This is a genomic window from Bacillus sp. CDB3 (genome assembly GCF_002081505.1).
Lineage (GTDB): Bacteria > Bacillota > Bacilli > Bacillales > Bacillaceae_G > Bacillus_A > Bacillus_A cereus_AT.
In genome coordinates this window covers 1-25,355 of sequence record NZ_ALBR01000076.1, presented here as the reverse complement: position 1 = coordinate 25,355, position 25,355 = coordinate 1, and the positions used below count along the sequence as shown (strand labels likewise).

Genomic DNA, 25,355 nt, shown 5'->3' with positions numbered 1-25,355 from the left:
GATATTTTATTCCTGAGACAAAAGATAATTGAATTTCAATTTTCTGTAAAGTTATGTAAAATATAGTTTGAGAGTATTCATATATTAGATTACTAGATTTGGAGTGGTTACATGGATCCATTGAAAAATGAAATTCATCCTGACATGGTCAAGGTGTGGAAAGTTCGTGCTGTAATTGAAGAAGGGATAGGTATTATCGTCATCTTAGTATACCTTTTCCTCATGATAAAGTTTGATTGGTGGGCGTGGATTTTGTATGTGATGGTTGGGTTAACAGTTGCTCTAGCACCATTTTCGTACTTCTTATTCCCGAAACTACGTCAACGTTATTATAGCTATCAATTAAATGAAGAAGAGCTTGAAATTCAGCACGGTCTTTTCGTTGTAAAGCGCGTATTAGTACCGATGATTCGTGTACAACACGTTACAATTGAACAAGGGCCAATTATGAGAAAACATGGATTAGCAGAATTACATATTTCAACAGCGGCAACTTCTCATAGCATTCCAGGCTTAACGATGTACGAAGCGGAAATGTTAAAAACGAGAATTGCAGAATTAGCGAAAGTGAGTGATGAGGATGTATAAGAGGCAGCATCCGATCACGATGTTATTAGAATTAAAAATAACAGATTTTTTACCATTACTTATTTTCATGTTTAGTTTAAATGGGAAGTTTCCATTTTGGTATTTAATTCCCGCTGCATTCGGTTTACTCACCGTCTTTTCAGCGTTTGAAAAATGGTACTACACAACATACTGGGTTGAAAATAATGTATTACATGTGAAACAAGGGCTCTTTGTGAAGAAGGAGAGCTACTTAAATAAAGAACGTGTTCAAACGATTAATACAAGTTCTAACGTGTTATATCAAATGCTCGGTTTAAAGAAAATTCAAATCGAAACAGCTGGCGGAGGCGATGATGCAGAAGTAAGTTTAGCTGGTATTACGGAAGATGAGGCGAAGGAGCTTATTTCTTTACTAAATGAGCCGACTCCAGAAGTGAAAGTAGAAGGAACATCAGAAGAAGTAGTAGAAAAAGAGATTGTTACAGAGGAAAAACAAGCGACAGAATACAAGTTAACTTGGAAAGAAATTTTATTAGCGTCTATTACATCTGGTCAATTTGGATTATTATTCTCTTTAATATTTTTCGTTTATAACCAAGTGGATGAGTATATTCCGAAATGGATTAAAAATAGCGTAGAGTCCTATGTAATGGACCACGATATATATGGCTGGATTTACATGGTAGCTATTTTACTAGTCGTTTCTTGGATTATATCCACAATCGGCTATGCGTTAAAACATGGCGATTTCACAGTAAATCGAAAGAACGACGAAGTTCGTATTTCTCAAGGTTTGCTTGAAAAGAAAGAACTTGTACTAAAATTGCACCGTATTCAAGGTATTACGATAAAAGAAAGTATTTTACGTCAGCCATTCGGTTATTGTGCTGTGCAAGTAGAAGTCATTCAAAGTAAGGGAATGGGGGAAGAGAAAGACAAAGTTACACTGCATCCGATTATTCGAAAAGATCGTGTACAAGAGTTACTCGTGCATTTACAACTACCATATGAAATGAATGCAAACATTATTTCATTACCAAAAGCAGCATTGCGCCGCTATCTCATTGATAGTTTAATCTTTTTCGCAATGCTAGCAATCCCGCTTACTGGAATAAGTATATACTTTGAAAAGCACTTCATCATGTGGGCATTAATTCCGCTCGCGATCCTCATCTTTACACTTGGATACGCAACATTTAAAACAAATGGTTACAGTGTAAACGGAGAGCAAATTACACTTGTATATCGCAGTGTCGGAAAATATACAGGACTTGTTAGAAGAAGACACGTCCAATCAATGGAAAAGACACAATCATATTTCCAGAGCCGTGCAAATTTATGTACGTATAAGTTCTCTAACGCATCATCGGATTATAAATTAGAGCATACGAGAATAAAAGATGCGGAGAGAATGCAGGATTGGTATAAGAAGAGAATAAGTGAGAATTAATTTGAAAAGGCTTGCCTATTATGAAAGGTAAGCCTTTTTTGTTATAGAGAAATGAGTGACTTAATCCATATATTAGTACAGCTACAGCGCACATATATCAATACATATCAAAAAAAGTAGTATAATTCTATTTCAGGAAAATCTGTGGAATTTTTGATATAAATGGTATACTAATATAGAAAAAAATATTAGGAGGCTATATATGATAAGTCAGTTGAAAAGAGAAGCACTTGATGCATTAAAAGGAAAATGGGGATTAGCAGTAGGGGCAGCTTTACTACTTGGAATCCTTATTGGAGCTGTTGAACTTCTAACCACAGGTGTTTTCTCAATATTTTGGGGTTGGAAAGAAGCAAGTGATTCGCTTACAGTAAGTATTATTGCAATGCTTATTATCGGTCCGTTAACAACGGGTGCCTATTACCTTGTTTTAAATGTAATTCGCGGGAATAATGCTAGTATTGGTCATTTATTTAGATGGTTTAACGCTGGAAGTAAGTTTATGAAATCGTTTTTAACATATTTACTAATGAATGTGTATTTGATTCTATGGACATTACTTCTTATTATTCCAGGTATTATTAAATCATTTTCTTATTCTATGACGTATTTTATTTTGAATGATCATCCAGAATACACAGCGAATCAAGCAATTACCGAAAGTCGCCGTATGATGAATGGACATAAAATGGATTACTTTTTACTATGTTTAAGTTTCCTTGGCTGGTTCATTTTAAGTATTATTACTATTGGAATCGGTTTCCTATGGTCAATACCTTACTTTTACACGACATCTGCAGCATTTTATGAAGAGATTTCAAAAGAATATTATAAAAAAGAAGGTACTACTTTCTAATAAAACATATAAACCATCTACCTTAAAGAATATAGGGAGCAGATGGTTTAGGGGTTTTGATATGTGTTCTGTTTTCGGGGTTCACTTCAGGATAAGGTATAGGTTTTTTATATAGAAATTCTTCCCTCTATGTTTTATCATAGAGGGTTATTTTTTTATGTAAAAATGATAGGAAATAATGAATAATATATATAAAGAAAAAAAGTGAGGTGAATGAGAGTGAGCAAATTTTTAATTCCGTACTCATTTTCTATATTAAGTTTCTTTATTTCAGCAACGGCACTTGATTTATATGATAGGATGGGAAAAAATGATGAGATGACTTCGCCAAACATACTTGGAAAGGTAATTCAATCTACTTCGCAAATGGGAGTCCTTACATTGTATTTCGGAGTACCTATTATTTTAGGTGGGTGTCTTCTTGGTGAGCTATTGTTTAGAGGTATCATTTTACGATTTAAATTAAGCTATATTATATCTTTATTATTATATCTACTTTTAGCTTTTAGTATTGTTTTTATCTTTGTGTCTGTAATGGTAGGAATTCCAGCTGCATATGAAGAAGTTCGCACTCTTGAAACGATGTATTTCATAGGGATAACTATGATTTGCGCTGTTACATTCTTTGTGGGCCGGAATATATTGGAGAAAAAACAAGTTAATAATGGAGTGATAAAATGAAATATACATGTCCATGCTGCGGATATAAAACATTAGAAGAAGAACCACCAGGTACATATGAAATTTGTAACATATGTTATTGGGAAGATGATCCTGTTCAGTTTAGTGATCATGACTATGAAGGCGGAGCAAATGAAGTTTCGTTAAGGCAAGCACAGAAAAATTTCATTGCATTTGGTGCTTGCGAGGAATGTTTTGTTGAATCAGTTAGAAAGCCGACTAGTGAAGATGTGAAGGATGCGAAGTGGAAGCAAATTTGTTAAGTAGTTTATAAAAAATGTTATTACTCAATTCAACAGGAGTAATAACATTTTCTTATGTAGTAATGAAAAAATTAGCGCCGTCTTATATAGAGCAAACAAAGCGATCGCTTTGTTGGATAATTTGTAAGTAACCTCTAAAAGCCTGAATAAAGTATTACTTTATTAGCTAAAAATTTTTCAGATGTATTTTAAATATGGCCTTTACACTCTAAAAAACAATTGGAGAGAATAATGCTGATAAGTATCCAATATATTTAAGTGTTATACTGCATAAAAATATACAATTGAAGTTACTTACAAGAGAAATAGTTGTAAAAAGCAAGTACAAGGAGTATGTGTGACTGTATAAGTAATTGAATAATAAATTTATAAAAAAATATATATAGATATATAAAATTTAATGAAGATGGCATAATATAGTAGTTAATTAGACATGGAGAGGGGAATTTTTTATGAAAAAAGTAATTATAGGAAGTTTATTATTATTAGCCCTTACTGGTTGTGGTAAGGATCAAGTTCAAGAAGATTTATTAACGTATATGAATAAAGATATAAAACCTCTTGCTTCTTTGGAGGAAAAAGCGATAAAGGATTATGAAAGTGTAACTGGAAGTAATTACAAGGATGACGAAACTCTACATGAGGAACTTCAAGATGTAATTATTCCAGAGTATAAGGACTTTGTAGAGAAGCTAGAGGCTATAAAAGTGGACAATAGTGAGATTTCAAAGATTCATGAAGGATATATTAAGGCAGCTAACGAACAGCAATCAGGGTTTGTTACTATACTAGATGCTATAGAGAAACAAGATACAGGACTCATTGCTCAAGCTAATGATAAATTAGCAAAAGGAAGAGAAGGTATGCGGAAATATCAACAGGATCTTAATAATTTGGCTAAGGAGCATAATGTAAAGATCGGTGAATAAAGTGAAAATTTAATCAGTGGGATTTTAACAGCAACAAAACAGAGATAATGAAAGTAAAAAGGTATCCTTCTTATTGGAGGATACCTTTTTTAGTATAAAAAAAGCATCTAGCAAAAGTACTAGATGCAAATAAAAACACAAGGGAAGACAAAATTCTTCCCGTTTCCCGTAAGTAATTATATCAAAAAATTTATAAAAAACTAGCTTTATTTTTAATATAATGAATGTGTGAAGCTATGAAAGTAAAAGATTACACTGTTTTCATAGTGTTTTATTAAGAAAAGGAGTTATGTCTATGATTAATTTCAAACCAGAAAATTTAAACCAACTACTAAAAGTGACGCTTATAAGTGCGAATAAGTCTTATGACGCGATTAAAGATTATGAATTTACGGGAGAAGCAGTAGTATTCCGTGTAGACTTCGAATATATTGACGTTTCTCTAATGATTGTAGATATGTTAGGAAGATCTGCTTCTAAATTTAACATTTTTCCATATGCTCGTCCTAATACGAATGAAATAGATTACATTCAGTTTCAGGTGTATTCCATTAATGAGGGGAATTTTAAAGAAATGCTCGATACGATGTGATAACTATAATTTTACAAAATTGTATATAAAAACTTATTTTCTGCTAATATATAATTAATAAATTCATATAATTGGAGTGATGAGATGCAGCCGTTAGAAAGAGAGATTCATTCTAATATGCTTAAAGTGTGGAGAATTCACGCTTTAATTGGAGCGGCGGTTATATTAGCAGTCGTAATTGCGTATTTCTTTTTTATGATCAATTTTAACTGGTGGGGCTGGTTGTTTGGACTATTAGTAACCGGAGCTATTACATTTATCCCACTTGATTATTTTGTGTTTCCAAATTTACGTCAGCGTTATTATAGTTACAGATTAAATGAAGAAGAGATTGAGATTCAAAAGGGAATGTTCGTTGTAAAGCGCGTACTTATTCCGATGATTCGCGTACAGCACGTTACGATTGAACAAGGACCGATTATGAGAAAGTATAATTTAGCAGAATTACACATTTCAACAGCGGCAACTTCTCATAGTATTCCAGGTTTAACGAAAGAAGAGGCGGAACAGCTGAAAAGACAAATTGGGGAACTTGCGAAAGTGAGTGATCAGGATGTATAAGAGGCAACATCCGATCACGATTTTATTAGGTATTAGGATTACTAGTTTATTTCCACTTATTATCCTTGTTATGTTTAAACCTGAAGAACAAGTGAAACCTTGGTATTTATTTTATCTTTTCATCTTGTTTATTATATTTATTATGGCAATTTTCTCAGCTATAAAGTGGTATTTCAAAGTGTACTGGGTTGAAAATAATATTGTACATATAAAACATGGTGTGTTCGTGAAGAAAGAAAGTTATTTAAATAAAGATCGTGTGCAAAATATTAGTACGTCTTCTAACATTATTTATCAAATACTGGGGCTTACGAAGTTAAATATAGAAGTAGCGGGCGGTGGTACTGAACCAGAAGTGATGTTAGCGGGTATTAAAGAAGAGGAAGCGAAGGAACTCATTGCTTTATTACATAAAGAAAGAAGCGTTGTGACTGAAGAGACGCCAGTGGCAGAAGAAAGTCAGACGGTGTATCAGTTAACAACGAAAGAAATTTTAGTTGCATCCGTTACATCTGGTAAATTCGGATTAGTGTTTTCTGGATTACTTCTTATTTACACAGAGTTTAATCAATTTCTTCCAAAGTGGCTCATTAATAAAGTAGAAGCGTATGTGATGGATAACGGTGTATATGAATTAATCGTTATGGCCGCGATTTTAATGGCGGTTTCGTGGGTCGTTTCGACAGCTGGCTATGCGTTAAAATATGCGAACTTTAAAATAGAGCGAAACGGAAATGAAATTCGCATCGTTCAAGGGTTATTTGATAAGAAAGAGTTTGTGTTAAAATTACATCGCATTCAAGCTATTACTGTGAAAGAAGGAATTCTCCGCCAGCCTTTCGGTTATTGCTCTGTCGAAGTGGAAGTCATTCAAAGTATAGAAGCGGCAGGGAATGAAGTGATGCTACATCCTTTTATGAAGAAGAAAGATGTACAGCAGTTACTTGCCTATTTACAGTTGCCATATGAAGTAGAAGAGAAAATCGTTCCTTTACCGAAGGCTGCATTGCGCCGTTATATTATTATGGGCTGGATTACAAGTGCCGTACTCGCAGTGCCGATCGCCGGTGCGAGTATATATTTTAAACAAAATATTGCGTTATTCACCATGATACCACTATTTATCGTATTTACGTTACTTGCATACGCTAGATATAAAAGTGGTGGATATATGATACGAGACAATCAGTTAGTAATGGTGCACCGAGGTCTCGCGAAATACACAGGGATCATGCGAAGAAGGCATATTCAAGTAGTCGGATACAATCAATCTTATTTTCAAAAGAAAGACGAGTTATGTACAGCTGCTGTAGCGGTGGCGGGACATGGTTATGAAGTGAAGCATATGCGAAAAGAAGAAGCGCTTCGCATATATAATTGGTATAAAGAAAAAGGAAACACCACTGTGTAATGGTGTTTCCTTTTTTGTCGTTAAATCGTTGATATATTTCAAAATGTGATAGATATATTCGGGAAATCGTTAATATAATTTCACGTACTGCCGGTGTTGTACTACTTTTTAATTAAACTAAAACATCAAAAGTAGTCACGAATGAAGGACGAGAGAAAATACTTTTCTGCTGTTCCGCATGTGGATGCGCTGGAGCTTGTCCTTCTGCTTGTGCAGGGCGTTTTTTATGAGCATTTTCGAATGAGCGTGATTCTGTCCAGTCTTTAAAGTTTTGCTCTGTTTCCCACATCGTTAAGATGACATATGTATCGTTACTTAATGGGCGTAGAACGCGGATTGCTTGGAAGCCAGGTTCGTTTTCGATAAGGCCTGCGCGGTTTTTAAAACGGTTTTCAAATACAGGGCGACCTTCGTCTGTTACAGAAATGTTGTTACAAACGATGTAGCCAGGTTGTCCGTTAAATTCGCCAACAGCGTCTAGTACGTCATACTGAAGTGATCCTTCTACAGATTCTTCAGTATTTTCTTTATAAAACATATTTTTTTCGTTATTTTTTGCAGTGAAATGTGCTTGTTCTAGAGGTGTTTCGTATGAAATAATAGCCTTCATTTTAATGCCCCCTTTATGGTTTGTCTCTATTATATCAATTCTCTTAAAAAACTTCGAAGATTATATACATAAAGATACTTCTTTTTCAAATAATAAATGTACCATCATTTGGAAAGAAGGCCGATGTATGAAGAAAGCAAAGTGGACTTTATTGGGCGGGTTAGCAACGTTTGTAGTAGCAATTGTACTTTATAAACTTATCGTGTTAGCTGGTGGCTATATGATGGATGAAAAGCAGCTTGTTTTCCACTCTTCATCACGTATCGTTGACCAGAAAGGAAAAGAAATTACGAAATTATATGTAGAAAATAGAGAGCTTGTGCCGATCGAAGAAATTCCAAAGTACGTGCAGCAAGCATTTGTTGCTGTGGAGGATTCTCGTTTTTATGAGCATCAAGGAATTGATTATCCTTCTATATTTCGGGCGCTTTATAAAGACACGTTAGCTGGAGAGAAGGTAGAAGGCGGTAGTACGATTACACAGCAATTAGCTAAAAATGTCTTTTTAACTCGTGAAAAAACATTTACGCGCAAATTGAAAGAAGTCGCAATCTCTCTTCAATTAGAGCAAAAATATACGAAGCAGCAAATTCTTGAAATGTATATGAACCATATTTATTTTGGCCACGGGGCATATGGAATTCAAGCGGCAGCAAAGTTGTATTTTAATAAAAATGTAGAAGATTTAACAGTAGAAGAGGGGGCTATGCTTGCAGGGCTTCCGAAAGCGCCGAATGGCTATTCACCGTACTTATCTCCAGAAAAGAGTAAAGAGCGCCGTGATCTTGTTTTGTCACTTATGCATAAACAAGGCTATTTAACAGCGGAAGATAGTGTTCGTTATCAAGGGAAAACAATCGCTCTTTATAAAAATGCAGATGAACGTGAACTCGCATATATGCCGTATATCGATATGGTTATAGATGAAGCAGCACGTTTATACGGTTTGTCTCATCAAGAAGTGCTTCGCGGAGGGTATACGTTTGTCGTACCGATGGATGAAAAAATTCAAAAGGTAGCATATAACCAGTTTCAAGATGCGAGAAATTTCCCTGGTAAAGAAAACGGGGCGCAAGGTGCATTTTTATTAATGGATAACCAAACTGGCGGAATTAAAGCAGCAATTGGCGGAAGAGAGTATGTTCCGAGAGGGCTTAATCGTGTTTTTGCAAAAAGGCAGCCTGGTTCTGTTTTAAAGCCGCTTATCGTATATGGACCTGCACTTGAGACGAAAAAATATAATCCATATTCTTTATTAACGAATGAAAAAAATTCGTTTGAAGGCTATGAACCTCGAAATTATAATCATGAGTATACGAAAGAGATGACGATGTACGATGCGGTATTAGAATCAGCAAATGTGCCAGCTGTCTCTTTATTAAATGAATTAGGGGTAGATGAGGGAAAGCAATATTTAGAGAAAGGAAATGTTCATATTGCGGACTCAGGTTTAAGCACGGCACTTGGCGGGCTTAAAAATGGTGTTTCTCCATTTGATCTTGTAAAAATGTACCGCTCTTTTTTAGCGAACGGGAATATTATTGAACCGCACGTTATTGATAAAGTGTTAAATAGACACGGTGCAGTTATTGGAGAATCATCAAAGGCTGAAACGAAAGTCTTTTCAAAGCAAACGGCATGGTACATGACAAAGATGCTGGAAGGAGTTGTGAAAGAAGGTACGGCGAAAGCTGGTGTATATAATGGAGCTTTGGCTGGAAAGACAGGCACAACTTCATTGCCGAATGATGACCGGGGCGTGCGCGATATGTGGTTTGTTGGATATACACCGAATTTAGTAGGGGCAGTTTGGATTGGCTATGACCGCACCGATAAAGAGCATCAATTACAAGATGGAAATGCATCTGCAACGATGTTGTTTAAAAAGATTTTAACGAAAGCAAACATACAAGATAAAGCGAGTTTTCATAGGCCAAAAGGTGTTGAAACAATTGGACTGCCAATTCGTTTAGATAAGATTCAAAACGTGGAAGCAAAACTAGTATTTAGTCCTTTCGGTTTATTTGCGATGAAACTAAGCTGGACGCCGCTTCCTGATGAGCGAATTATGTACCGGATTTATAAAGTTGAAAAAGGAATTCATACTCACGTTGGGACGGTAAAAGGAGCTGGGAAATATGAGGAAAAGTTTATTAACATATTCTCAAAACCGAGTTTTTACGTTGTACCATTTAACACACAAACGAACCGTGAAGGAGAAAAGTCAAAAGTAGCTAAACCGTAGTTTTTCTCTGTGCTATAATAAGAATGTTGTGAAAATAGTAAGCGGTTTTACGAACATTTGTGTCAATTTAATGAACAACGTACATAATGTTATGCATTTTGTTTTTACAAGCTGTATAGTAAAAAAAGATAAATATCGGAATAGAGCGTATTTAAAGAAAAAGCGTTGGTAAGGAAGGGAGCTAGGGTCTTGGTAAGAACTATAAATGAGACATTTTTAAAAGCATGTAGGGGGGAACGTACAGAGTATGTACCAGCATGGTATATGCGTCAAGCAGGTCGTTCGCAGCCGGAATATAGAAAGATAAAAGAGAAATATTCTTTATTTGAAATTACACATAATCCAGAATTATGCGCGTATGTTACAAAGTTGCCAGTTGATCAATATAACGTAGACGCAGCAATTCTTTATAAAGATATTATGTCACCACTACCTGCAATTGGTGTTGATGTGGAAATTAAATCTGGTATTGGCCCAGTAATTGATAATCCAATCCGTTCTTTACAAGATGTAGAAAAATTAGGGGAAATCAATCCAGAAGATGACGTACCTTACATACTAGATACAATTCGTTTATTAACGACAGAAATGTTAGATGTACCGTTAATCGGTTTTTCAGGAGCTCCATTTACGTTAGCGAGCTATATGATTGAAGGCGGTCCTTCTCGTAACTACCATAATACGAAAGCGTTCATGTATGCAGAGCCGAAAGCTTGGTTTGCTTTAATGGATAAGCTTGCAGATATGGTTATTACATATTTAAAAGCGCAAATTAACGCAGGAGCAAAAGCAGTTCAAATTTTCGATTCTTGGGTTGGAACAGTAAATGTAGCGGATTACCGTATATTTATTAAACCAGCGATGGAGCGTATTTTTGCAGAAGTTCGTAAGGTGGGTGTTCCAATGATTATGCACGGCGTAGGTGCTGCACATTTAGTGAATGAATGGCACGACTTACCTCTTGATGTAGTAGGTTTAGATTGGCGCTTACCGATTGAAGAAGCACGCGCACGTGGTGTTCATAAGGCGGTACAGGGAAATATGGATCCTTCGTTCTTACTAGCACCATGGTCTGTTATTGAAGAACATGTAAAAGGTATTTTAGATCAAGGGATGAAAGAGCCAGGTTATATCTTTAACTTAGGTCACGGTGTATTCCCAGAAGTAAATCCAGATACATTAAAACGATTAACTACATTTATTCATGAGTACTCTAAAGAACAGTTAGCGAAGTAAAGGAGATTGGCTGTATGAAAAAGAAAATTGGTTTGCTTGTAATGGCATACGGAACGCCATATAAAGAAGAAGATATTGAACGTTACTATACACATATTCGCAGAGGAAGAAAGCCAAGTCCTGAAATGCTAGAAGATTTAACAGAGCGTTACCGTGCAATTGGTGGTATTTCTCCTTTAGCTACTATTACATTAGAGCAAGCTAAAAAGTTAGAGACGCGTTTAAATGAAATGCAAGATGAAGTAGAGTACAACATGTATCTTGGCTTAAAACATATCGAACCGTTCATTGAAGATGCAGTACAAGCTATGCATAAAGATGGAATAGAAGATGCAATTGCACTCGTTCTTGCCCCTCATTATTCTACTTTTAGCGTGAAGTCGTATGTAGGACGAGCGCAAGAAGAAGCAGAAAAACTTGGAAACTTAACAATTCACGGCATTGATAGCTGGTATAAAGAACCGAAATTTATTCAGTATTGGGTCGATGCAGTGAAAGGTATATATAACGGTATGCCAGAAGCAGAACGTGAAAAAGCTGTGTTAATCGTATCTGCACATAGCTTACCAGAAAAAATCATCGCACTGGGCGATCCATATCCAGATCAACTAAATGAAACAGCGGACTATATTGCAAGAGGCGCTGAAGTAGCAAATTATGCAGTTGGCTGGCAAAGTGCCGGAAATACACCAGATCCTTGGATTGGTCCAGATGTACAAGATTTAACGAGAGAACTAAATGAAAAGTACGGCTACAGTTCATTCGTATATGCACCAGTTGGATTTGTTGCGGAACATTTAGAAGTTTTATATGACAATGACTTTGAGTGTAAAGTTGTAACGGATGAAATTGGCGCAAAATATTATCGTCCAGAAATGCCAAATGCATCAGATGCATTTATTGACTGTTTAGCAGATGTTGTATTAAAGAAAAAAGAATCTGTATTGTAGGAAGAAAGGGGGAGCTTACTTGAGGAAAAAAGTTGTGATCGTCGGCGGTGGTATTACAGGCTTATCGACAGCGTATTACTTACAAAAAGAAATTCGCGAAAAAAACTTGCCGATAGATACATTGCTTATAGAAGCGTCTGGTAAACTTGGCGGGAAAATTCAAACCGTTCAAAAAGATGGATTTACAATTGAACGTGGTCCTGATTCTTTCTTAGCAAGAAAAGAGAGTGCAGCTAAATTAGTGAAAGAATTAGGTCTTGGCGATGAACTTGTAAATAATAGGGCCGGTCAATCATTTATCCTTGTAAATAATCGGTTACATAAAATGCCGAGCGGATCAATGATGGGAATTCCAACGCAAATTACGCCGTTTCTATTTTCCGGATTGTTCTCCCCAATTGGTAAATTAAGAGCTGGTTTTGACTTATTAATGCCAAGGTCAAAACCAGTTTCTGATCAATCACTCGGGCAGTTTTTCAGACATCGCCTCGGGAATGAAGTCGTTGAAAATTTAATTGAGCCATTATTATCTGGTATTTATGCAGGGGATATTGATGAAATGAGTTTAATGTCAACATTCCCTCAAATTTATCAAATCGAACAGGAGCACCGTAGTATTTCACTCGGTATGCGTACGCTCGCTCCGAAGCAAGAGAAGGCTGAAGTGAAAAAAGGAATCTTTAAAACTGTGAAAACCGGTTTAGAATCTATAGTAGAATCTCTTGAAGTGAAGATTCCTAATGATATGGTAATAAAAGGAACGCGTATTGAGAAAGTTGCAAAACTTGGTGATGGCTATACGATTACTCTTAGTAACGGAAAAGAACTAGAAGCAGATGCGATTGTAGTCGCAGCTCCGCATAAAGTGTTACCATCTATGTTTGCGCAATATAAGCAGTTTCGTTTCTTCCGTAACATTCCATCTACATCCGTTGCGAATGTGGCACTTGCTTTCCCGAAGTCTGCCATTCAGCGCGATATTGATGGTACTGGATTTGTCGTATCAAGAAATAGTGATTACACGATTACGGCGTGTACGTGGACACATAAAAAATGGCCACATACAACGCCAGAAGGAAAAGCACTCCTTCGCTGTTACGTCGGACGTCCAGGTGATGAAGCGATTGTCGAACAAACGGACGAAGAAATTGTGCAGCTTGTATTAGAGGACTTACAAAAGACAATGGATATTACAGAGGATCCAGAGTTTACAATTGTAAGCCGCTGGAAAGAAGCGATGCCTCAATATACAGTAGGCCATAAAGAACGAATGAAGAAGCTCACAACATTTATGGAGAGTGAGTTGCCAGGTGTGTATTTGGCAGGTAGCTCCTATGCTGGTGCCGGTCTTCCAGATTGCATTGAACAAGGTGAGAGAGCTGCAAAGTGTGTGCTAACTCATTTAGAGAAAGTAATCGAGACTGAATTAGTCGCAAATTAAAATATTCCAAACAAACCGCCTTCAATTAGATTGAAGGCGGTTTGTTTATTGAATAAAATACCTGTTAGTTAATAAACCTATATAAGTTATTTTGTGTTATAGTTTGAAAACTTGTAAATTAAATAAATTTTGTGTAAAACTTGTCGGAATATAGTTCTATATAACGAATCATTTGTTATGATAGACATGCTGAGAAAATATGAAATAGGGAGAGGAAAATAACTGTGAAGAAACTGTTAAGTGTCTTTTTATCATTCTTGCTATTGCTTTCATTTACTGGGACTTTAGCGCAGGCAGAAGAAACTACTTCTATGTCAGTAGAGAAAGCAATTCAAGTATTTAAGCAGCAAGGGAAAACGAAGGGGGCAGTGGAAGGATATATTGTTGGATATACGCAAAGTCCTTCTAAATACACGAAGGATCCGGCTAAGTTTGATGACACAAACGTAGCAATTGCCGATTCGCCAAACGAAACGAATCCAGACAAAATCATGCCTGTTCAGTTGCCAAAAGGCGATGTGAGATCGGCAGTAAACGTGAAAGATCATCCTGAAAATATAGGGAAGAAAGTTAGTTTAACAGGGACGCTTGAATTATATTTTAGTAGCCCAGGTTTAAAATCGGTAACAGCTCATAAGTTTCAAGGGGAAGGACAAAACCGTGTTAGCGATGTAGTGGCGTCACCAGGCGGCGGAGAAGTTGCGAAAGGAACAGCGGTAACATTAACAACGAGCACAGAAGGAGCAACAATCTACTATACGTTAGATGGCTCTAATCCTACAAATAAAAGTGTTCGTTATAACGGACAAATTATAGTGAATGAAAATAGTGTAGTGAAAGCAATCGCAGAAAAAGAAGGGTTTACTTCTTCAGCCATTTCAACATTTTCATTTATTATCGTAAATAATGAACAGGTTCGTATTCATGATATTCAAGGCAAATCACATATTTCTCCTTACAAAGGGAAGAAAGTATACAATGTGGAAGGCGTTGTAACAGCGCTTGATAAAAATGGTTTTTATATAGAAGATAATCAGCCGGATAATGATCCAGCTACTTCAGAAGGTATGTATGTATACAAAAAAGATGCGAATGTAGCGGTAGGAGATCTTATTCAAGTTGATGGAGAAGTAGAAGAATATGTTGGACCTGGATATGCAGAGCGATTTGAAACAGACTTAACGACGACGGAAATTAAGGCGAGTCGCATTGCTGTAATCGCAAAAGATCAACCTTTACCAGCACCGATTGTATTAGGCGAAAACGGTGTGAAAATCCCTGATCAAATTATCGATAATGATGCATTCGGTTTATTTGATCCAAATGAAGATGCAATCGATTTTTATGAAAGTGTAGAAGGTATGCGCGTTACGATGCCAACGCCAAAAATTATCGCTCCGCAGAAAAACGGTAATTTATATGTAACAGTAAAAAATGGCGGAGATAAAGTAGTAACGAAGTATGGTACACCTTTATTAGATAAAGAGCAATTAAATCCAGAGCGCCTTTCTGTAAAAGTACCGCGTGATTATGTCGCGAAAGTAGGCGATACGTTCACTGGAGATATAACGGGAGTAGTAGGATATGACTACGGTTCATACCGCATTTCGCCAGTAACGGAATTACCATCTGCAGTAGACGGTGGATTTAAGCAAGTAGGGGCAAATATTCAGCCGCGTCTTGATAAGTTAACAGTTGCTACATATAACATTGAAAACTTCTCAGCGAACAAAAAAGAAACAACAGATGAAAAAGTAAAAGCGTTAGCTTATTCTATTAAATATAATTTAAAAATGCCTGATATTATCGGTGTACAAGAGATGCAAGATAATAATGGAGCAATCAATGACGGTACGACTGATGCATCTTTAAGCGCAAAACGTATCATTGATGCTGTATTAGAAATTCGTGGACCGAAGTATGAGTATGTAGAAATTGCGCCAAGCAACAATCAAGACGGGGGAGCACCTGGAGCTAATATTCGCGTCGGTTTCTTCTATAACCCATCACGTGTGAAATTAGCGACAGTACCGAAGTTACTTGATAAAAATGTTGTTCGTATTGGAGACGAAAATCCTTTATTTGAAAGTACACGTAAACCGTTAGCGGCAGAATTTACGTTCCAAGGACAAAACATCGTTGTCGTTGCAAATCATTTAAACTCAAAACTAGGAGATGCAACACCATTTGGAAAAGTGCAGCCGCTCGTATTAAAGAGTGAAGAAAAACGAGTTCAATTAGCACAAGAAGTGAATCAAGTCGTACAAGGTATTCAGAAAAAGAATACGAATGCACCAGTTGTTGTATTAGGTGATATGAACGATTTCGAGTTCTCTAAACCACTAGAAGCACTGCAAGGAACGATATTACAAGATATGTTAAACACAGTGCCGAAAGAGAATCGCTACACGTACATTCATGAAGGTAACGCACAAGTGTTAGATCATATTTTAGTAACAAATAACATCGCACCGCACACAATTGTAGACCCAGTACACTTAAACTCAAACATTATGAAAGAACATGGGCGTGTAAGTGACCACGATCCAGTACTTGCTCAAATTGATTTGAAGAAGGCTTATTAAAGTAGGAGAGCGCTTAGGTAGCTAAGCGTTCTTTTTAGGTTGCATAATGAAATACCTCCAATTGCTAATGTTATATGCTTATTTAGTAAAAAGGTAGCCAAATAAGAGAACAGAGCTAATAAGTAAAATATTCAAAAGAGTGACCACTAAAGCTATAATAGGTAACACTTTCTTTTCAGAAGGACTAATAAATGAAATGATAGCCATTATTATAGATAAAATGGTTCCGCATAATATTGCGTACGTCATAGGAGTAACTGTATTGGGACCAAATCGATCTAAGACAGGAACAAGTGAAAACATTAAAATAGTACTGAATAGGCTAAAGGTTAAAAACATATAACTTTTCCAAGTATGAATTTTAGGTTGCATGATCAAAACGCCCCTTTCCGAGGTAATGTGGACTATTTATGTTTATCCATATGTAAATCATAACTGGAAAAAATGTTTTTACGATATTGTAAATTTTTAATTCGGTTTAAATTGTTGATCATTTTATTTAAAAAAGAGAATATAACTAATTACTGGAGATTATATATAGATACCCCTTTTTATAAAATTCACGATAAAATTAATCGAATATTTAGTTTTTGATAGAGGGATGGTCAGCGATGCAAGCACGAATAAATGGGAAATTAATGAATCAGCTTGCAATTTTTTTTAGTACGATCGTCATGCTTCAGTTTGTAGCCGATATAACAGGGCTTACCCAGAATTTAGATAGTATGTATTACTTAATAAATACAGCAACTTCCTATATAACGTTTAGTTTGGCGGTTATTTTTACTTTAGTAGGTGCAAGAAGAGAATTAAGTAAATATGCAATTATTTCATTATGTTTAGTGGTAGCTATTAAAGCAATTTATTTTGCGGCGGTTGTTATTTTGTGGGGATTGGCTGGTACGCCGTAAAAGAATAGGTGATTAGATGAGTAGTGAAAGTATGCATTTGATACATGTAAACGAATAAGAGCGTAATTCCCATCTCACATAGGGAATTACGCTCTTATTCGTTTTTATCACTTAGTCTGAAATTGCTTGAAAAGCTTTTCTACACCGATCTCGTTTTTGAAGTCTTCTCATATATCTTTTTTTATCCCGTTGTAATCCTTTTATGTACATGAATAAGCTGACAAGGAAGAAAAATGTACATTGTAAAATGTATGGTGACATCCCGTGTAATGGTTGTTTCGGATCATATAAGTGAATAGGTGCTCCACCTATTGTAGGGAACATTGTATTTAGTAGGACGAAAGGAATGGAAGTAACTGCAAATGGAAATAGAAGTGCCATGTAATCCTTTTGTGACCATGTGGACGCTGCTAAACCTAAGAGGGCCATTAAACCAGCGAATAAAAAATTAATCCCAATATATAGATAAATATAAGTGATGGGAGAAGAGAAATATAACTCTGCGAACATTCCGTTGCCGTTTATCATGCTAGTACCAACGGTGGGATCTCCATTTGGAATTGTTAATTTGCAAAGTAATAAAGAAAGAATGAACGGTAAAGTATAAAGAAATCCACCGCAGAAAAATGTAACGATATACTTCGTAAAGGAATACGAGAATAGGGAAATTTCCTTACTTATAAAAGATTTGAAACCATCGGATTTATCGGAATTGTAACTTGTACTAAATGGTAAACTTGCAATAACAGGAAGTAATAATAAATAAACATCCATTTCATTATCACGAAACCCGATCCATTTAAAAGCAGTTGCCATAGTCTCGTTCGTTGCGTCTCCTAAATAACGAATTACATAATAATAATGATAAATAGAAATAAGAACTAATCCACTAAACATAATAATTAAAGAAACACGATTACAAAAAGCTTGCTTTATATTTAAACGAAGTGCACGCATCATGACTGAAAAAGCCTCCACTATTTTTATCAATCTGTCTACTTTCTATATTACTATTAATTGTAAGGATTTTCTTGTTTTTTTATGTGGTTATTAGAAAAAGAGGAATTTTGTTGTTGCTAAGTAAGGTTTAACTGTAGAAGAAGATTGTTAGAGTGAAAGGAAAAGAGAGGGCATATGGAATTCTAGTTTAGACAAAATTACGCTTTCTACGCTGAAATAAGAAAAAGGTGTTCATAAAAATTATATCTGAAGAACATCTTTTCCTTTCTCCTTTTTTTCTGATACACTATGACAGTATTATATACATTGACTGGAATGTTTTTATACTGGGAATAACTAAAAAGAGAACTTGTATAGAATGTAAGCGTGTGGTAATATCAAATATGTACTGATTTACTATATTATCCAATTGGTCATTTTTTGGAGGTGATGATGTGGCGATAGATCGAAAACGTTCTATTATTGAAGCTGCAACAAAGTCTTTTTCAGCATTCGGTTATAAGGCGACGACGATGGATCAAGTTGCGAAGTTAGCGAATGTAGGAAAAGGAACAATTTATACTTTTTTCAAAAATAAAGAAGAACTATTTGGCGAAATTATTTCTAATTTAATTACAGAAATGAAGCAAGTTGCAGAAAATGCGATTCGTTCAGATATTTCATTTTTTGAAAATGTACATAGAGCATTATATAGCATATTAGAATTTAGAAAAGACCATCAGCTCATGATTAAATTAATTCAAGAAGAGCGTGATATGGGAACGAAAGAAGTACAAGAAGTGATGCAACAAGTAGATGTGGAAATCGTTTCTGTCATTCAATCTTATTTAGAGATTGCAATTGAAAAAGGTGAAATTAGCAAATGTGATCCAGAAATTACAGCATTTATTATGCTACGCCTATACGTATCGCTTATTTTTGATTGGGAAAAAAATCATGAACCGCTAGAAAAAGAAAAAATTGCAGAATTATTTGAACTTTATTTATTAAAAGGATTGTCAAACTAAGATAATCCTTTTATTATTATAAAAAATGACTGATTGAACGAAATGGTCATAAGTTTAATTGAGGGGAGGAATAGAAAAAGAAATTTCATAATGAGGAAAAGTTGCATAGTATAAATTTGGGGATGAGGCATATGTATGAACAGAATATAGCCTTTTTATTTGCATGAAAATGACCGAATATTGATTTTGGTCATTTTTAAAAAGGGGGATAAATTATGAAATGGCATAAGTTACTTAGCAAAGAATTTGCAGAGATTATAAAAAGTAAAAAAATATTAATCCCAATCATTGCGGTTTTATTTGTACCGATTTTATATGCGGGTATGTTTTTATGGGCTTTTTGGGATCCGTATGAACAGCTAGATGACTTACCAGTTGCAGTAGTCAATTTAGATAAAGGTGCAGAACTTGATGGGAAACCAATTGAGGTCGGAAAAGGGCTCATTGATAACTTAAAAGATAATAAAAGTTTTAAATGGGAATTTGTAAGTGAAAAAGAAGCGAAAGAGGGAATGGAAGGCAGAAAGTATTACATGTTAGTACGTATTCCAGATGACTTCTCAAGTAACGCTACAACGTTATTAAAAGACGATCCGAAACCATTGAACTTAGAATATATTCCAAATGAAAGTTTGAACTTCTTATCTTCACAAATTGGCGGAACAGCCATTGAAAAAATTAAAAGTGAAGTATCAAGCACGTTAACGAAAACATATGCAGAGAAAATGTTTGATTCTATTAAAGACGTCTCAAAAGGATTAGCAGATGGAGCGGACGGGGCAAATAAGTTACATGATGGAGCTAGTGAGTTGCATGATGGTTCAAGTAAAGTGACGGATGGCCTTCATACACTTCAAGGGAAGTCTGGAGAAATGAAAGATGGAGTTCAGAAATTAGCAGATGGATCTAATAAATTACAAGATGGATCCGAGAAAGTAACAGCAGGTTTAAATACATTAAATAGTAAAACAGGCGAAATGCAGACAGGTATAGGTAGATTACAAGGTGGATCCGAGAAAGTAACAGCAGGTTTAAATACGTTAAATAGCAAAACAGGTGAGATGCAGACAGGTATAGGGAAATTACAAGATGGATCTCAGAAAGTAACAGCAGGTTTAAATACATTAGTAAGTAAAACAGGTGAATTAAAAACAGGAACGAATGAATTATCAACCGGTATGGAAAAACTTGCTGGCGGACAAAGTGAATTAGAAGGATATTCTCAAAAAATTGAAAAGGGTTTGCAAGAGTTAAATAGTACAGTGAAAAATTTAGGGGAAATGCAGTCGAAAGTTCCTACTATATTAAATACGTTAAATGAGAAAATAGATGGAGCTGGAGAAAATGTAAGTCAGTTAAATGAATTCACTCAATCAACAGCAGGAGATGCAAAAACTGCAGCGCAAGATGTAGCTAATTTGCAAAAGCAAATCGAGAGTTTACCAAAAGAATATCAAGAGCAGCTACAACCATATATAGCAAATGCGGCAAAAAGTACAGCGACAGTTCAGCAGAAAGCCATTGGAGTAGCAGGTGGAACAAATAAATTAAATGAAGAAGTAAAACAATTAAAAGCTGGAATAAATCAAACAACAGGTGATGCGCAAAACAAACTACCGAATACAGCGGGATTGCAATCTTTAACGGATGGTATTGAGAAATTAGCCAGCGCACAAAAAGGATTTGTTGAAAATTTCCAAGGATTTGGTAAGAAATTAAATGCTGCTAAAGAAGGCGCAAATAAATTTAAAAACGAATCCGGTCAATTAATTGATGGGATAAATCAATTAGCAGATGGATCGGGTAAAGTAACAGGTGGCTTAGACACATTATCTGCAGGAGCAAATCAAATGGCAGGTGGTGTAAATCAATTAGTAGATGGTTCAAGCCAAGTGACAGGCGGTTTAGGTACATTATCTGTAGGAACAAACCAAATGATAGGCGGCGTAAATCAATTAGCAGATGGATCGGGTAAAGTAACAACTGGCTTAGGTACTCTAAATGGTGGTCTAAATAAAATGTCAACTGGCTCAACCCAGCTAATCGAAGGCGTAAATAAACTAACAGACGGCTCAGGAAAAGTGACAGACGGACTCGTAAAAGTAAACGATGGATCTAGTGAACTTGCTGAGAAACTTGGTGAAGGTGCAGAAAAAACAGGGGAAGTAAAAGGAACGGATAAAACGTATGATATGTTTGCAAGTCCTGTAAAAGTAAAGGTAGAGAAAATGGCGGAAGTTCCAAACTACGGAACAGGATTTACACCGTACTTCTTATCACTCGGTTTATTCGTTGGGGCATTACTATTATCTATCGTATACCCATTACGCGATACAGTTGGTGTTCCGAAATCAGGATTTAGTTGGTTTATTAGTAAGTTCGGCGTTTTACTATCAGTCGGTATTATTCAAGCAATAGTAGCAGATGTCATATTACTGTTCGGATTAGGTGTAGAAGTACAAAGCATTCCATATTTCATACTCTTTAGCATCGTTACAAGTTTAGCGTTCATCGCATTAATTCAATGTTTAGTAACAGCGTTTGGTGATGCAGGGCGTTTCATCGCTATCTTAACATTAATTATGCAGCTTACAACTAGTGCTGGAACATTTCCACTAGAATTAATTCCGAAGTTTTTACAACACTTTAATGCTTGGTTACCGATGACATACTCTGTATCAGGATTTAAAGCAGTCGTATCGAGCGGGGATTATAACTTCATGTGGCAAAATATAGGGATATTAATGATCTTTATCGTTTTATTATCACTAGGTACAATTGCTTCGTTAACATGGATGCATAAACGACGTTTTCGAAATATTTCTGAAAATCAATCGGTTGAAGTTTAAATAAAAAGGCATCGACAACTTAAGAGATTTTATAATACCCTCAATTACAAAAAACGTTATTCTCTCTAACTTATATAGAAAGAATAACGTTTTATACTTTTTGTAGTAGTTTATATCCTTAAGTTGATGGACATGTATAGTGTTTCTAACTTGTTACTTTTAAAAATGTAGTCGTTTTACTCTATTTCAGAGATAGGCGGTCAACTACAACTTGATGTAAAGTGAGAATAAGAAGTCAGAAGATATTTCACTTGTTCAATAAAATAATGATAGTATTCATTATTTTATTGAACAAGTGACTAGCCATAATAGCTCCTTCCATTGAAGATGGAAGAAAAGACACCATCAGGTGCCTTCTTACGACTTGAACCATCTTAATTTTAATAATATATATGTTGTGTCTCTTTTTAAATTGAATATGAATTAAGAAGTTGTCTTATTTGTTCTAGAAAATAATGATGGTGTATATTATTTTTTGATACTCGACTAGCCATAATAGCTCCCTGCATAGAAGAAGAAAGAAAAGAAGCAAGTGATAGAACCTCTATATCATCATTAAATTCCCTTTTTTCTATTCCTTCTTTAATAAGAGACTCCATTAGTGCTACTGTATTATCATATCCCTTTGCAGCTGCCATATGTAACTCAGGAAAGACATCTGTACTTTCAATTGCAACATTAAGTAAAGGACACCCGCCAGGGATTGGAGGGTTGTTGGCTGCATCTTGGTATACAAGGAAAATAGCAATGATTTTATCGATGACTTTCTCTTTATTTTCTATAGCTTCATAAAAATATTTCCATATGATTTCTCCACTTTTATGAAATGCAGCCAATGCAATTTCTTCTTTACCTTTAAAACGTCGATAAATAGCACCTTTAGGCAGAGAAGTAGCATCCATTATATCTTGAATTGATGTACGGGAAATCCCTTGCGTGTTAAATAGATATACAGATTTTTCAATTATTGTTTCTTTTACCTTATCTACTTTAACCATAATCAATGTACCTCTCAAATTTAAAATTATTAATCTTTTTTTGGATTTTTTATATTCTCAAAATTAGTTTTTTTAGATTATTTGTTGTTATATATGTTTACTCTAAAATGATAAATGTATAGCAAGCCATAAGTTTTTTCTGCTCTCATGCTACAAGAAGTAAACGTCACTTACATATTATTATATACATATTTATTTAAAGCAAGTTACAAGCTTGTAAATATAATGGATTCTGTATTTTTTACTCCTATACATAATAAATAGTGTGTATAGGAGTAAATATATATCTTTTGGGGTTATTATGTAAAAATGATTTTAAGGATAAAATTATCTTTTGAGGAATAGTAATCAAAATTGTTAAATAATAAAGAAGAAAATGCGTTGGATCTGTGTGCTTTTGGGAACATAAAAGGCTATATAGCAATTATTTATGAAAAGTAGTACTATCCTACAAGTCAGTGAATATGGAGAATTATTTTGGTGAAATAGAGATTACATTAAAATATTCAAAGGTATTTTAATGAATAATATTGTAATAGTGTAGAACAAATGGTAGAATCAAAAACGGACCGAACGGTTCGGTCCGTTTTTTGTTTTTATAAATGATTAAAATTGTAATGAAGTAAAATAACTAGTTTTTATTATTTCCTTTATGTTTGAATAGCTAGAATTACGTTGATAACACCTCTCTAATTAATTAGAGAGGTGTTATCAATTTGGAGAGTAAGTTGTCTATACAATCGTATAGAATCAATTCACTTAATGTGTTTAATTACTAGTTCAGAATGCTATGCATTAAAGGATAAGAAAAGGAAAAACTCTTTTTTAATATTTTTAAAAGGAGTTTATATAAAACTTTTTGTTGCGATATTTTTAAGGAGGGGAGTGTAAGTTCGTTCGATTGTTGTAGCAAGGAGCAATAATTATTTAATGATAATAGGAGGAAATATGAATATTAATTCAAAAAAATGGATTTCAACTTTTTTAATTTTTGTGGTTGTTATGGCTCAAAGCTTAGTACCAACAATTGCAAAAGCACAAGAGTTAAATGCAATGGGATTTGTAGATAGTTTTAACATTGAAAAAACAGATTTATATTATGGAGAAAGAACTAAAATCAATGTCAATTTTAGTGAAAAAGATGGTTATAAGCTACAGCCTGGAGATGTATTGACATTAACATTGCCTCCAGAACTTAAAGGATTTAATGGGAAAATACCATTAGATGATTATGGTGTTTGTGAAGTATCCGCAGGTGTTGCAAAATGTATATTTAATGAAAAAGTAAGTACGCGTAATAATATTAGAGGATACTTTACTATAAATGTTCAAGCTACAAATGTGGAAACAGATCAAAAGAAAGAAATTCAAACTAACCTAGGAACAAATTTAGAAATGCAAAAAGTAACGATTACTGGACCAAGCAGTGGTGGAGGTAGTGGAGAAAATCATAAAGGGCCATTTTCTTATAAAGCTGGGGATATTCAACCAGATAATACTGATGAGGTCCGTTGGTTTTTAATGGTCAATTATAACAAAGAAGTTTTAAATACAGACATTAAGTTATCCGATAGTCTGCAAGAAGGCCAAAAATTTAATAAAGATAGCTTTTCTATCAGTATCGATAATGCAGCAGGCCAAAAATCACTTTCATTAAAAGATTTTGAGAGTCAAGGATATGGAACAATAGAGTTTGTGAATGATATGACTCTTAAAGCTATTTTCAATAAAGACAAAGCTAATGGTACTAGGTTTTCGATTTCTTACAAAGCTGATATAACAGAGAATGGAAAGAAAATTAATAAACTGGAAAATAAGTATGCGATTGAATATCAGGTAGCAGATAATGAACCAGTTTCTGATTCACAAGTTGCCCAAGTTGAAAATATTACAGCTGAAGGTGGCGCTGAAGGGGATTTAAATGCAACTACATCTATTGCAGGAACGAAAACGTGGAAAGGCGACAAAGTAAATGATCGTCCAAAAGCAATTAAAGTAGATTTAATACAAAATGGTAAAGTAATTGAAACGAAAGAAGTAACGGAAACAAGTGATTGGAAATATGAGTTTGAAAACTTACGAGTATTTGATTCTGCAGGAAAAGCTTATAAGTATGAAGTGAAAGAACAACCAGTATCGGGATATCAATCGAAAGTTAATGGATATGACATTACAAATGTGAAGATACACGAAGGTAAAGAAGAAACGCTAGAAGAAAATTGGGAAACAACAGAAGAATTAGAAGAACAA

Annotated in this window: 22 protein-coding genes; 18 read left to right on the top strand and 4 right to left on the bottom strand. The window is 34.9% G+C overall.

Annotated features, from left to right (window positions below; all coding sequences use genetic code 11):
- Nucleotides 1-111 precede the first annotated feature (111 nt).
- The 9 genes from CDB3_RS18970 to CDB3_RS18930 all read left to right on the top strand — a co-directional run bounded on the left by CDB3_RS18970 (nucleotide 112) and on the right by CDB3_RS18930 (nucleotide 7,313).
- Complete coding sequence (locus CDB3_RS18970; RefSeq protein ID WP_128855567.1) at nucleotides 112-588, top strand: PH domain-containing protein; 477 nt, start codon at nucleotides 112-114, stop codon at nucleotides 586-588.
- The gene (locus CDB3_RS18965; RefSeq protein ID WP_128855587.1) at nucleotides 581-2,020 is read left to right on the top strand and encodes a PH domain-containing protein; all 1,440 of its coding nucleotides are present in this window, start codon (nucleotides 581-583) and stop codon (nucleotides 2,018-2,020) included. Before CDB3_RS18970 ends, CDB3_RS18965 begins: the two co-directional genes overlap by 8 nt.
- 202 nt (nucleotides 2,021-2,222) lie before the next feature.
- Nucleotides 2,223-2,876 (top strand): DUF975 family protein, encoded by a 654-nt coding sequence (locus CDB3_RS18960; protein ID WP_128855566.1) that lies wholly within the window; start codon nucleotides 2,223-2,225, stop codon nucleotides 2,874-2,876.
- Between the two features lie 219 nt (nucleotides 2,877-3,095).
- Complete coding sequence (locus tag CDB3_RS18955; RefSeq protein ID WP_128855565.1) at nucleotides 3,096-3,557, top strand: hypothetical protein; 462 nt, start codon at nucleotides 3,096-3,098, stop codon at nucleotides 3,555-3,557.
- Nucleotides 3,554-3,820 carry a CPCC family cysteine-rich protein gene (locus CDB3_RS18950; RefSeq protein WP_128855564.1) on the top strand — a complete coding sequence of 89 codons (267 nt, stop codon included), beginning with the start codon at nucleotides 3,554-3,556 and terminating at the stop codon, nucleotides 3,818-3,820. Before CDB3_RS18955 ends, CDB3_RS18950 begins: the two co-directional genes overlap by 4 nt.
- Before the next feature lie 452 nt (nucleotides 3,821-4,272).
- Nucleotides 4,273-4,749 (top strand): hypothetical protein, encoded by a 477-nt coding sequence (locus CDB3_RS18945; RefSeq protein ID WP_128855563.1) that lies wholly within the window; start codon nucleotides 4,273-4,275, stop codon nucleotides 4,747-4,749.
- A gap of 295 nt (nucleotides 4,750-5,044) precedes the next feature.
- Nucleotides 5,045-5,341, top strand: coding sequence for a protoporphyrinogen oxidase (locus CDB3_RS18940; RefSeq protein ID WP_128855562.1), 297 nt, complete (start codon nucleotides 5,045-5,047; stop codon nucleotides 5,339-5,341).
- An 84-nt stretch (nucleotides 5,342-5,425) separates the two neighbouring features.
- Nucleotides 5,426-5,902, top strand: coding sequence for a PH domain-containing protein (locus CDB3_RS18935; protein ID WP_128855561.1), 477 nt, complete (start codon nucleotides 5,426-5,428; stop codon nucleotides 5,900-5,902).
- A complete protein-coding gene (locus tag CDB3_RS18930; protein ID WP_128855560.1) occupies nucleotides 5,895-7,313 on the top strand; it encodes a PH domain-containing protein in 1,419 nt (472 codons plus the stop codon). Before CDB3_RS18935 ends, CDB3_RS18930 begins: the two co-directional genes overlap by 8 nt.
- Nucleotides 7,314-7,425: 112 nt before the next feature.
- Here CDB3_RS18930 and hmoB read toward each other — a convergent pair whose 3' ends face one another.
- A complete protein-coding gene (gene hmoB / locus CDB3_RS18925) occupies nucleotides 7,426-7,923 on the bottom strand; it encodes a heme-degrading monooxygenase HmoB (protein WP_128855559.1) in 498 nt (165 codons plus the stop codon).
- A gap of 127 nt (nucleotides 7,924-8,050) precedes the next feature.
- Between hmoB and CDB3_RS18920 the strand changes: the two genes are divergently transcribed.
- From CDB3_RS18920 to CDB3_RS18900, 5 genes are all read left to right on the top strand, one after another.
- Nucleotides 8,051-10,168 (top strand): transglycosylase domain-containing protein, encoded by a 2,118-nt coding sequence (locus tag CDB3_RS18920; protein ID WP_128855558.1) that lies wholly within the window; start codon nucleotides 8,051-8,053, stop codon nucleotides 10,166-10,168.
- Nucleotides 10,169-10,357: 189 nt separating this feature from the next.
- Nucleotides 10,358-11,404 (top strand): uroporphyrinogen decarboxylase, encoded by a 1,047-nt coding sequence (gene hemE, locus CDB3_RS18915; protein ID WP_128855557.1) that lies wholly within the window; start codon nucleotides 10,358-10,360, stop codon nucleotides 11,402-11,404.
- A 14-nt stretch (nucleotides 11,405-11,418) separates the two neighbouring features.
- On the top strand, nucleotides 11,419-12,354 hold the full coding sequence (gene hemH / locus CDB3_RS18910) for a ferrochelatase (protein ID WP_128855556.1): 936 nt from the start codon (nucleotides 11,419-11,421) through the stop codon (nucleotides 12,352-12,354).
- A 19-nt stretch (nucleotides 12,355-12,373) separates the two neighbouring features.
- The gene (gene hemY / locus CDB3_RS18905; protein WP_128855555.1) at nucleotides 12,374-13,795 is read left to right on the top strand and encodes a protoporphyrinogen oxidase; all 1,422 of its coding nucleotides are present in this window, start codon (nucleotides 12,374-12,376) and stop codon (nucleotides 13,793-13,795) included.
- Between the two features lie 218 nt (nucleotides 13,796-14,013).
- Nucleotides 14,014-16,380, top strand: a complete 2,367-nt coding sequence (locus tag CDB3_RS18900) for a DUF6359 domain-containing protein (protein WP_128855554.1) — start codon at nucleotides 14,014-14,016, stop codon at nucleotides 16,378-16,380.
- A 78-nt stretch (nucleotides 16,381-16,458) separates the two neighbouring features.
- Here the strand turns inward: CDB3_RS18900 and CDB3_RS18895 are convergent, their stop codons facing one another.
- Nucleotides 16,459-16,752, bottom strand: a complete 294-nt coding sequence (locus CDB3_RS18895) for a hypothetical protein (protein ID WP_128855553.1) — start codon at nucleotides 16,750-16,752, stop codon at nucleotides 16,459-16,461.
- A 239-nt stretch (nucleotides 16,753-16,991) separates the two neighbouring features.
- Between CDB3_RS18895 and CDB3_RS18890 the strand changes: the two genes are divergently transcribed.
- A complete protein-coding gene (locus tag CDB3_RS18890) occupies nucleotides 16,992-17,291 on the top strand; it encodes a hypothetical protein (protein WP_128855552.1) in 300 nt (99 codons plus the stop codon).
- Between the two features lie 111 nt (nucleotides 17,292-17,402).
- Here the strand turns inward: CDB3_RS18890 and CDB3_RS18885 are convergent, their stop codons facing one another.
- Entirely contained in the window at nucleotides 17,403-18,251 is an 849-nt protein-coding gene (locus CDB3_RS18885) for a hypothetical protein (protein ID WP_128855551.1), read from the bottom strand.
- A gap of 434 nt (nucleotides 18,252-18,685) precedes the next feature.
- On the opposite strand from CDB3_RS18885, the gene CDB3_RS18880 reads away from it, so the two are divergent.
- Together CDB3_RS18880 and CDB3_RS18875 are read left to right on the top strand one after the other, a co-directional pair.
- Complete coding sequence (locus CDB3_RS18880) at nucleotides 18,686-19,258, top strand: TetR/AcrR family transcriptional regulator (RefSeq protein WP_128855550.1); 573 nt, start codon at nucleotides 18,686-18,688, stop codon at nucleotides 19,256-19,258.
- A 215-nt stretch (nucleotides 19,259-19,473) separates the two neighbouring features.
- Complete coding sequence (locus CDB3_RS18875) at nucleotides 19,474-22,107, top strand: YhgE/Pip domain-containing protein (protein WP_128855549.1); 2,634 nt, start codon at nucleotides 19,474-19,476, stop codon at nucleotides 22,105-22,107.
- A gap of 407 nt (nucleotides 22,108-22,514) precedes the next feature.
- Here CDB3_RS18875 and CDB3_RS18870 read toward each other — a convergent pair whose 3' ends face one another.
- Nucleotides 22,515-23,105, bottom strand: coding sequence for a TetR/AcrR family transcriptional regulator (locus CDB3_RS18870; RefSeq protein ID WP_128855548.1), 591 nt, complete (start codon nucleotides 23,103-23,105; stop codon nucleotides 22,515-22,517).
- A gap of 948 nt (nucleotides 23,106-24,053) precedes the next feature.
- Between CDB3_RS18870 and CDB3_RS18865 the strand changes: the two genes are divergently transcribed.
- The coding region (locus tag CDB3_RS18865; RefSeq protein ID WP_179139723.1) for a Cna B-type domain-containing protein at nucleotides 24,054-25,355 on the top strand (1,302 nt) is incomplete at its 3' end.

What these genes read in the sequence shown, in the direction of transcription:
- CDB3_RS18970 (WP_128855567.1), top strand. Translation starts at nt 112, where the DNA reads ATGGATCCATTGAAAAATGAAATTCATCCTGACATGGTCAAGGTGTGG.
- CDB3_RS18965 (WP_128855587.1), top strand. Translation starts at nt 581, where the DNA reads ATGTATAAGAGGCAGCATCCGATCACGATGTTATTAGAATTAAAAATA.
- CDB3_RS18960 (WP_128855566.1), top strand. Translation starts at nt 2,223, where the DNA reads ATGATAAGTCAGTTGAAAAGAGAAGCACTTGATGCATTAAAAGGAAAA.
- CDB3_RS18950 (WP_128855564.1), top strand. Translation starts at nt 3,554, where the DNA reads ATGAAATATACATGTCCATGCTGCGGATATAAAACATTAGAAGAAGAA.
- CDB3_RS18945 (WP_128855563.1), top strand. Translation starts at nt 4,273, where the DNA reads ATGAAAAAAGTAATTATAGGAAGTTTATTATTATTAGCCCTTACTGGT.
- CDB3_RS18940 (WP_128855562.1), top strand. Translation starts at nt 5,045, where the DNA reads ATGATTAATTTCAAACCAGAAAATTTAAACCAACTACTAAAAGTGACG.
- CDB3_RS18935 (WP_128855561.1), top strand. Translation starts at nt 5,426, where the DNA reads ATGCAGCCGTTAGAAAGAGAGATTCATTCTAATATGCTTAAAGTGTGG.
- CDB3_RS18930 (WP_128855560.1), top strand. Translation starts at nt 5,895, where the DNA reads ATGTATAAGAGGCAACATCCGATCACGATTTTATTAGGTATTAGGATT.
- hmoB (WP_128855559.1), bottom strand. Translation starts at nt 7,923, where the DNA reads ATGAAGGCTATTATTTCATACGAAACACCTCTAGAACAAGCACATTTC.
- CDB3_RS18920 (WP_128855558.1), top strand. Translation starts at nt 8,051, where the DNA reads ATGAAGAAAGCAAAGTGGACTTTATTGGGCGGGTTAGCAACGTTTGTA.
- hemH (WP_128855556.1), top strand. Translation starts at nt 11,419, where the DNA reads ATGAAAAAGAAAATTGGTTTGCTTGTAATGGCATACGGAACGCCATAT.
- CDB3_RS18895 (WP_128855553.1), bottom strand. Translation starts at nt 16,752, where the DNA reads ATGCAACCTAAAATTCATACTTGGAAAAGTTATATGTTTTTAACCTTT.
- CDB3_RS18890 (WP_128855552.1), top strand. Translation starts at nt 16,992, where the DNA reads ATGCAAGCACGAATAAATGGGAAATTAATGAATCAGCTTGCAATTTTT.
- CDB3_RS18885 (WP_128855551.1), bottom strand. Translation starts at nt 18,251, where the DNA reads ATGATGCGTGCACTTCGTTTAAATATAAAGCAAGCTTTTTGTAATCGT.
- CDB3_RS18875 (WP_128855549.1), top strand. Translation starts at nt 19,474, where the DNA reads ATGAAATGGCATAAGTTACTTAGCAAAGAATTTGCAGAGATTATAAAA.
- CDB3_RS18870 (WP_128855548.1), bottom strand. Translation starts at nt 23,105, where the DNA reads ATGGTTAAAGTAGATAAGGTAAAAGAAACAATAATTGAAAAATCTGTA.